Origin of the sequence: Rhodococcus sp. NPDC058532, assembly GCF_042719255.1 — a bacterium.
Classification (GTDB): domain Bacteria; phylum Actinomycetota; class Actinomycetes; order Mycobacteriales; family Mycobacteriaceae; genus Rhodococcus_G.
Window position 1 is genome coordinate 331,058 of sequence record NZ_JBHXNU010000003.1, and the last position, 8,874, is coordinate 339,931.

Here is an 8,874-nt window from a genome sequence, read left to right on the forward strand (position 1 = left end):
CTTTTTTTTCTTCTCTTCCCCCCCCCCCCCCCCCCCGCTCTCCCCTCCTCCCCCCCTTCCCCCCCCCCCCCCCCCCCCTCTCCCCCCCCCCCCCCCACGGTTCCGGTCAGAGGCCAAGCAGCGCGTTCTCGACGACCTCGGTGAGCGCGGGATGAATCCAGTACTGCCCCAACGCCATTTCCCGGGCGGGCAGGCCGAAGCTCATCGCCTGGATCAGCGGCTGGATCACCGTCGACGCCTGGGCGCCGAGCACGTGCGCGCCGACCAGGCGACCGGTGCCGCGGTCGGCGATCACCTTGCACAGTCCCTCGTCGTCCTCCATCGCCCACCCGTAGGCGACGTCGGCGTAGCGCTGCACCTTCACCGCGACATCCAGGCCCCGCGCGCGGGCCTGCGCCTCGGTCAACCCGACCGTGGCGATCTGCGGGTCGGTGAACACCGCGGCGGGCACGAACCTGTGGTTTGTTCGCGCCAGTTCCGTGCGGGCCGGGTCGGCGCCGTTCCCCCAGGCGTCGCGCAGCAGGTTCGCCTGCACCACCCGCGCCTCGTGATTGGCGACGTGCTTGAGCTGGTGCGGCGACGACACGTCCCCGAGCGCGAAGACGCCCTCGGCGGCGGTGCGCTGGAACTCATCGACGACGACGCGGCCCCGATCGTCCACGTCGACGCCGGCGGCGCTGGCACCGAGCCGGTCACCGTTCGGGGTGCGGCCGGTCGCGACGAGCAGCGTGTCCCCGGCGACGACGGTGCCGTCCGCGAGCACCGCCTCGACGCCGCCTGCGGCGTCCCGCAGCTCGGCGACCGGATTTCCGAGGTGCACATCCCATTTCGAGCGCGCGAGGTCGGTGAACCGCTGCGAGATGTCGACGTCGAGGTCGCGCAGCAGGCGGTCGCCGCGGCCGATGATCGACACCTGGGCGCCGAGGGCGGAGAAGACGTGCGCGAATTCGGACGCGATGAACCCGCTGCCGAGGATCACCAGCCGCTCGGGCAGGTCGGGCAGGCGCATGATGTCGTCGTTGGTGACGTACCGGACACCGCTGCGGGTCACCACGTCGGGGATGACCGGCCGGGATCCGGCGGCGATCACCACCTGGTCGGCGGTGATGACCTCCCCGGTTCCGGTGCGGATGGTCCGTGGGCCGGTGAAGGTCGCGTAGCCGGGGAACACGGTGGTGTTCGGGCTGCCGTCCCGCCGATACCGTTCGCCGCCCTCCGAGATCGGGTCGATGCGGCCGAACACCCGTTCCACGATGTCGTTCCACCGCACCTTTTCCACCCGCGCGTCGACGCCGTAGCGGGACGAGTCCCGGATGGTGCGCGCGACCTCGGCGGCGTAGACGAACATCTTCGTCGGGATGCAGCCCACGTTCAGGCAGGTGCCTCCGAACGTGCCGCCCTCGCAGATCGCGACGGTCATGTCGGCGAACCGGTCGTCGAGAATGGTGTTGCCGGAACCGGATCCGATGATCGCCAGATCGAAGTGGGTCACGAGGGCCGCCCTTCCGTCGCGCCCTGCCGCTCCAACCAGTCCAGCCACTGATCGACCTCGTCGAACGCCTGTTTGCGGGGCACCTCGCGGGACAGGAACACGTCGTGCCGGGCACCTTCGATCGGAACGATGGTGGTGCGGTCGCCCAGGCAGCCCGCCCAGCGCGCGATCTGCTTGACGTCGAGCACCAGATCCGCGGCCTCCGACTTCTCCGTGTACCGCATCGAGTAGTGCGTCACCTTCGAGCGCAGGATCAGCGACGGCACCCCGATGTCGAGGCCCCGATGCAGCCGCGCCTGCGCGCGGCGGACGGCGCGCAGCCACCCGAAGGTCACCCCGTACCCGCGCAGCGGCTTCCATTCGAGGTCGTAGTCCCATTCGCCGCGTTGGCTGCGGTGCAGGGTGCGGCCGTACACGTCCATCGGCGGCTGCTTGAGTTCGAGCTTGTCCCGGAGTCGGCCGACGGTCCGGATCGCGACCGTCCCGACGTTGCGCACGTACGACGGGCCCTGCAGGTCGAACCACGGGCTGTTGAGGATCGCCCCGGCGACCCCGGCGGCCGCGCTGCCCCCCGGCCGGGCATTGAGCCGGTCCAGCCACATCGGCAGGATCAGGCCCCCCGTGGAGTGGGCGGTGAGCAGCACCGCACCGCCCTGCACCTGGTCGCGGACCGTCGCAAGCGCCCACTCCAGTTCGGCGTCGTACAGTGCGAGATCCGTCACGAAGTGCGGGGTCTGGCCCGGCCGCCGCGAACGGCCACACTTGCGCAGGTCCAGCGCGAAGAAGTCGTATCCCCGCCCGTGGAAGTGCTCGGCGATGTGGGTCTGGAAGAAGTAGTCGGTGAATCCGTGCAGGTAGAGCACCGCGCGGCGGCGGGGTGTCGCCCCGTCGGGCCGGTATCGGACGAGGGTCGCGACCACCTCGCCCTCCCCGTCGGGATCCGTGCCGAGCGGCAAGGTCGTCTGTTCGTAGCCCTCGCCAAGGAGGTCCCGCACCCAGGTGGTCACAGATCACAATCGTAGTGGGCGTTAATGTGAACTCGGGGGAGCACAATTGAGGCGAGGTCAACCCCGCTCATACGCGCGGGTAACCTACTCCGCGTGCAGTCGGCGTGACTGCCGCTGCCAATGGACAAGGAAGTCGATTTTCCAGTGTCAGACAACACCGCGGTACACAAGACCGATGTAGTTCTCGTGGGTGCGGGCATCATGAGTGCCACGCTCGGTGCCCTGCTCCGGCAGCTGCAGCCGGACTGGTCGATCAGCGTGTTCGAGCGTCTCGACGCCGCCGCCGCCGAGAGCAGCGACCCCTGGAACAACGCAGGCACCGGACACTCGGCGCTGTGTGAGCTCAACTACACGCCTGCGACCAAGGACGGCTCGGTGGACATCACCAAGGCCGTCAACGTCAACGAGCAGTTCCAGGTGTCGCGGCAGTTCTGGGCCTACGCGATCGAGAACGGCATCCTCACCGAGCCGAAGGAATTCGTCAACCCGATCCCGCACGTGAGCTTCGTGCACGGGGCGGAGAACGTGAAGTACCTGCGGGCCCGCTACGACGCCCTCGCCGGCCACCCGCTGTTCGCGGGGATGGAATACACCGAGCGCCCCGACGAGTTCGCCAAGCGCCTGCCGCTGATGGCCACCGGTCGTGACTTCTCCGATCCGGTCGCGTTGAACTGGACCGACGGCGGCACCGACGTCGACTTCGGCGCCCTGACCAAGCAGCTGCTGGGCAACATCGGCGCCACCGGCGGCACCGTCCACTTCGGCCACGACGTCCGCAACATCACCAAGCAGTCCGACGGCAGCTGGACCCTGAAGGTCGTCAACCAGCGCACCGGCGACAAGAAGACCGTGAACGCGAAGTTCGTCTTCGTCGGCGCGGGCGGCGGTGCGCTGCACCTGCTGCAGAAGTCGGGCATCGCCGAGGCCAAGGGCTTCGGTGGCTTCCCGGTCTCCGGCGAGTTCCTGCGCTGCACCAACCCGGATCTGATCGAGCAGCACAACGCCAAGGTCTACGGCAAGGCCGCGGTCGGCGCGCCCCCGATGTCGGTGCCGCACCTCGACACCCGCGTCATCGGCGGCAAGAAGGGCCTGCTGTTCGGCCCGTACGCCGGCTGGTCGCCGAAGTTCCTCAAGAACGGCAAGGTCACCGACCTGCCCGGATCCATCAAGCCGAACAACCTGATGTCGATGCTCGGTGTCGGCGTCACCGAACTCGGCCTGACGAAGTACCTCATCGGTGAGCTCCTGCAGTCGGCCGACGACCGGATCGAGACGCTGCGCGAGTTCGTGCCGCGCGCGACCGGCGGCGACTGGGAACTGATCACCGCGGGTCAGCGGGTGCAGGTGATCCGCAAGAAGGGCGGCGGGGGCGTGCTCGAGTTCGGCACCGCCGTCATCAACGCCGCGGACGGCACCATCGCGGGTCTGCTCGGCGCCTCGCCCGGCGCGTCCACCGCGGTCCCCGCGATGCTCGACGTCCTGCAGCGGTGCTTCGGGGACCGGTGGAGCGCATGGGAGCCGCAGCTCAAGCAGATGGTCCCGTCGCTGGGTCTGAAGCTGTCCGACAACGAGTCGCTGTTCCGTGAGGTGTGGGACTGGAGCAACCGGGCGCTCGAGCTCGAGGCCCCCGTCGAGGTCCCGGCCGCCGCATCCGCCTGATCCGTCCACCCGTTCACCGGCCGTCACCTGCCCAGGTGGCGGCCGGTGTCGTTGCACCGGATAGAGTTCGCGGCGAACATCATGTTTCCCGTCGCGGGGAAGTCCTGTGGAAGTCAGGCGCGGTCCCGCCACTGTGACGGACACCGAGCCACGATCGGTTCCGAAGTCAGATTGCCGCGGCGGCGGAACTTTTCGTCCGACCCCCGGCGCGGAGACCGGGGAGTGAGGAGAGTGGCGCCGTGACGCAACAGGATTCGGCAGACCCCGGTTTTCCGTTCAGTGCCATCGTCGGGCAGGACCAGCTGCGGCTGGCGCTGACCCTGTGCGCCGTGCATCCCGGCATCGGCGGAGTGCTGGTGCGCGGCGAGAAGGGCACCGCGAAGTCGACGGTGGTCCGCGCGCTCGCCGCGCTGCTGCCCCCGACGGCGGGCGGCGACCCGGCCCGCCTGGTGGAACTGCCGGTCGGCGCCACCGAGGACCGGGTGATCGGCTCCCTCGACCTGGAGAAGGTGCTCCGGGACGGCGAGCGTGCCTTCCAACCCGGCCTGCTGGCCGCCGCCCACGACGGTGTGCTCTACGTCGACGAGGTGAACCTGCTGCACGACCACCTCGTCGACGTGCTGCTCGACGCCGCAGCCATGGGCCGCGTCCACGTCGAACGCGACGGTGTCTCGCACTCCCATCCCGCCAAGTTCGTCCTCGTCGGAACAATGAACCCGGAGGAGGGCGAGCTGCGTCCGCAGCTGCTCGACCGGTTCGGCCTCGCCGTCGACGTCGCCGCGTCCCGAGACGTCGACGTCCGCATGCAGGTGATCCGCCGCCGCCTCGACTTCGAGGCCGACCCCACCGGATTCGCGGCCGGCTACGCGGGCGCCGACGCCGACACCGCCGCCAGGATCGCCGCCGCGCGGGCCGCGCTGCCCGCGGTCGGCCTGCCCGACACCGAGCTGCGCCGGATCGCCGCGCTGTGCGCCTCCTTCGACGTGGATGGAATGCGCGCCGACCTGGTCCTGGCCCGCACCGCGACCGCGCACGCGGCATGGCGCGGTGCGACCGAGGTCGCCGAGCCGGACGTGCGGGTCGCGGCCGAGCTGACCCTGCCGCACCGCCGCCGCCGCGACCCGTTCGACGAACCGGGCCTGGACCAGCAGCAGCTGGACGAGGCGATGCGGGACGCCGACGAGCAGGCCCGCAGTCACTCCGAGCCCGAGCCCGAGCATGACCCCGAGCCCGACCCCGAGCCGGACGGTCCCGGTGGCGGCGCCCCCGCCCCGGACGCCGGTGGCCCCGCACCCGACGCCCCCGCCCCGGATGGTGCGGCGCAGGCCGAGGAACCAGAATCGACCGGCCCCGGCGCGCCGCCGGAACGCCCGGTCGGCGCGCCGACCGGCCAGTTCCGCACCCGGCTGCTGACCGTCCCCGGCGTCGGCGAGGGCGCGCCGGGCAGGCGGTCCCGGTCCCGGTCCGTACGCGGGCGGACCGTGCGCGCGACCACCGACCCCGGTCGCGGCCTGCACCTGGTCGCCACCCTGTTCGCCGCCGCCGAGCACCAGTCCACGCGTGGGCGCACCGACGGCCGGATGCTGTTGGCGCCCGGAGACATTCGGGGCGCGTTGAGGGAGGGGCGCGAGGGCAACCTGATCGTGTTCGTCGTCGACGCGTCCGGGTCGATGGCGGCCAGGGACCGGTTGTCCGCCGTCACCGGTGCCGTGGTGTCGCTGCTCCGCGACGCCTACCAGCGGAGGGACAAGGTCGCGGTCGTCACGGTCCGCGGCGCGTCCGCCGAGGTGGCGCTGCCGCCGACCTCCTCCGTGGACATCGCGGTCCGCAGGCTGGCGTCGCTGCGCACCGGTGGGAGAACCCCACTCGCGCAAGGGTTCCTCACGGCCCGCGAGGTGGTGCTGCGGGAACGGCTGCGGGATCCGCACCGGCGTGCGATGGTCGTCGCCCTCACCGACGGCCGCGCCACCGGCGGCACCGACCCGGTGCACCGGGCGAAGGTCGCGGCGGGTCTGCTCGCCGACACGGCCGCCGCCGCCGTCGTCGTCGACTGCGAGACCGGGATGGTCCGGCTGGGGTTGGCCGCGGAACTCGCGACCGCGCTGCGGGGGGCCTGCGTCCGGCTCTCCGAACTGTCCGCGGAGCAGGTCGCCGGCGTCGTCCGCGCGGCCGCCTGACCGACCGTCCCCTGCCCAACCCCCAACCCGACGAGGAGAATTCGCATGCCCAAGGGTGTCCCCGACAACGTTCCCGACGACGGGCTGACCACCAGGCAGCGTCGCAACGCCCCCGTCCTGGCCGTGCACACCGGGCCCGGTAAGGGCAAGTCCACCGCCGCGTTCGGGATGGCGCTGCGCGCCTGGAACCAGGGCTTCGACATCGGGGTCTTCCAGTTCGTCAAGTCCGCCAAGTGGAAGGTCGGGGAGGAGGCCGCGTTCCGGGCGCTCGGCGACCTGCACGAGTCCACCGGGGCAGGCGGCCGGGTGTCCTGGCACAAGATGGGCGACGGCTGGTCGTGGACCAGGAAGAAGGGCGACGACGAGGACCACGCCCGGGTCGCGCTCGACGGCTGGCGGGAGGTGGCCCGGCGGATCGAACGCGAGGAACACCGGTTCTACGTCCTCGACGAGTTCACCTACCCGCTCAAGTGGGGTTGGGTCGACGTCGACGAGGTCGTCGACGTCCTGGTGCGCCGTCCCGGCCAGCAGCACGTGGTGATCACCGGCCGGGACGCCCCGCAGGCGCTGCTCGACGCCGCCGACCTGGTCACCGAGATGACGAAGGTCAAGCACCCGATGGACGCGGGCCGCAAGGGGCAACGGGGCATCGAGTGGTAGATCGCGCCGTCCCGGCGGTGGTGATCGCCGCACCCGCATCGGGCAGCGGAAAGACCACCGTCGCAACGGGACTCATCGGTGCGCTGCGCGCTGCGGGGGACCGGGTCGCCCCGTTTAAGGTGGGCCCGGACTACATCGACCCCGGCTATCACGGCCTCGCGGCGGGCCGGGTCGGGCGCAACCTGGATCCGGTGCTGGTCGGTGCGGACCGGATCGGCCCGCTGTACCGGCACGGCAGCGCGGGTTGCGACATCGCCGTCGTCGAGGGCGTGATGGGGCTGTTCGACGGCAAGATCGCGGACCCCGCGCCGGACGGGGCGGCCGAGGGCTCCACCGCGCAGGTGGCGGGGCTGCTCGGCGCGCCCGTGGTGCTCGTCGTCGACGCCCGCGGCCACAGTCAGTCCCTCGCCGCGGTGCTGCACGGCTTCGCGACCTTCGACCGGAACGTCCGGATCGGCGGGGTGATCCTGAACCGGGTCGGCAGCGCCCGGCACGAGCAGGTGCTGCGCCAGGCCTGCGAGCGGGTCGGGATCCCGGTCCTCGGTGTGGTGCCGCGCCTGGCCGAGCTGGCGGTGCCGTCCCGGCACCTGGGTCTGGTGACCGCCGTCGAGCACGGCGGCGCCGCCACCGCCGCGGTGGGCGCGATGACCGACCTGATCGCCAGGCACGTCGACCTGGACGCGGTGCGGGCACTGGCATCGTCGACGGTGACTGCGCTGGCGTGGGACCCGGTCGTCGCGGTCGGCCCTGCGGTCGCGGGTGCCCCGGTCGTCGCGGTCGCTGGCGGTGCGGCCTTCACGTTCGGGTACGCCGAGCACCGGGAACTGCTCGAGGCGGCAGGAGCGCGGGTGCAGCTGTTCGACCCGGCCACCGACGACCTCCCCGACGGTGCCGCCGCGCTGGTGCTGCCCGGCGGGTTTCCGGAGGAGCACGCGGCGGCGTTGGCCGCGAACACCGCGTTGCTGACCTCGGTGCGGGAGCGGGCGCGCCGCGGCATGCCGATCCACGCCGAATGCGCCGGACTGCTGTACCTGACCCGCGCCCTCGACGGGCATCCGATGTGTCGGGTGATCGATGTCGACGCCACCTTCGGTTCGACGCTCACCCTCGGTTACCGGGAGGCGGTGGCGCTCGCCCCGTCCGTGCTGTTCGCGGCCGGGGAACGGGTGGTCGGCCACGAGTTCCACCGGACCGCGCTCGCCGCGCAGTCCGCCGACGGCTGGGCGCCCGCGTGGGGCTGGCACGCGAGCGGGGCCGCGTCCCGGGAGGGCTTCGTTGGCGGGGGAGTGCACGCGTCCTACCTGCACACGCATCCGGCCGGGAACCCGGACGCGATCCGTCGATTCGTCCATGCGGCAAGCGAGTTCGGTGCCCGACATGGTTGACCTGGTGGTCGGCGTCGGACTTCGGTCCGGGGTGCGGCCCGACGCGGTGCTGGAGGCGATCGTCTCGATCGTCGACGACCGGACCGCACTGCGGGCGGTGGCGACGCTCGACCGGAAGGCCGCCGACCCGTCCGTGGTGACGGCCGCCGCCGAACTGGGTGTCCCGGTGCTCGGGTTCACGGCGGCCGAACTGTCCGCGGTGACCGTGCCGAGCCCGTCGGCGCGGGTCGCCGCGGCGGTCGGGACGGCGAGTGTCGCGGAGGCCGCCGCGATCCTCGGGTCGGGCGGCGGGGACCTGCTGGTGCGCAAGCGTGCCCGCGATGGCGTCATCGTCGCGCTCGCCCGTACTGTTTGGTGACCGGACGCAACCGTGCGTGATTTTTACCCCGATCGGGGTAAAAACCCCACACAAGAACGAAAAACACGAAAAAAAAAGGAAAAAGGAACAGAAAAAGCCAACTCCCCCCCCCCTCCTAACCTCCCCCGCCCCCCAG

7 protein-coding genes and 1 riboswitch are annotated in these 8,874 nt (G+C 71.5%); of the genes, 5 read left to right on the forward strand and 2 right to left on the reverse strand.

From position 1 onward, the window contains the following. Positions 1-106 precede the first annotated feature (106 nt). Positions 107-1,492 (reverse strand): mycothione reductase, encoded by a 1,386-nt coding sequence (gene mtr / locus ACFWQG_RS06105; RefSeq protein WP_378506684.1) that lies wholly within the window; start codon positions 1,490-1,492, stop codon positions 107-109. Further along, a complete protein-coding gene (locus tag ACFWQG_RS06110) occupies positions 1,489-2,499 on the reverse strand; it encodes an alpha/beta hydrolase (protein ID WP_378506685.1) in 1,011 nt (336 codons plus the stop codon). The genes mtr and ACFWQG_RS06110 overlap by 4 nt, the downstream gene beginning before the upstream one ends. A 120-nt stretch (positions 2,500-2,619) precedes the next feature. Here ACFWQG_RS06110 and mqo point away from each other — a divergent pair, with 120 nt between their 5' ends. The 5 genes from mqo to ACFWQG_RS06135 all read left to right on the forward strand — a co-directional run bounded on the left by mqo (position 2,620) and on the right by ACFWQG_RS06135 (position 8,738). Beyond that, complete coding sequence (gene mqo, locus ACFWQG_RS06115) at positions 2,620-4,158, forward strand: malate dehydrogenase (quinone) (protein ID WP_378506686.1); 1,539 nt, start codon at positions 2,620-2,622, stop codon at positions 4,156-4,158. A gap of 70 nt (positions 4,159-4,228) precedes the next feature. Then, a riboswitch (adenosylcobalamin (AdoCbl) riboswitch) is annotated at positions 4,229-4,389 on the forward strand. An 8-nt stretch (positions 4,390-4,397) separates the two neighbouring features. Continuing rightward, a complete protein-coding gene (locus ACFWQG_RS06120; protein ID WP_378506687.1) occupies positions 4,398-6,335 on the forward strand; it encodes a VWA domain-containing protein in 1,938 nt (645 codons plus the stop codon). A gap of 45 nt (positions 6,336-6,380) precedes the next feature. Continuing rightward, on the forward strand, positions 6,381-6,995 hold the full coding sequence (cobO, locus tag ACFWQG_RS06125; RefSeq protein WP_378506688.1) for a cob(I)yrinic acid a,c-diamide adenosyltransferase: 615 nt from the start codon (positions 6,381-6,383) through the stop codon (positions 6,993-6,995). Continuing rightward, positions 6,989-8,380 carry a cobyrinate a,c-diamide synthase gene (locus tag ACFWQG_RS06130; RefSeq protein ID WP_378506689.1) on the forward strand — a complete coding sequence of 464 codons (1,392 nt, stop codon included), beginning with the start codon at positions 6,989-6,991 and terminating at the stop codon, positions 8,378-8,380. Before cobO ends, ACFWQG_RS06130 begins: the two co-directional genes overlap by 7 nt. Beyond that, positions 8,373-8,738: a cobalamin biosynthesis protein gene (locus ACFWQG_RS06135; protein WP_378506753.1), complete on the forward strand. Its 366-nt coding sequence runs from the start codon at positions 8,373-8,375 to the stop codon at positions 8,736-8,738. Before ACFWQG_RS06130 ends, ACFWQG_RS06135 begins: the two co-directional genes overlap by 8 nt. The last annotated feature ends 136 nt before the right edge of the window (positions 8,739-8,874 follow it).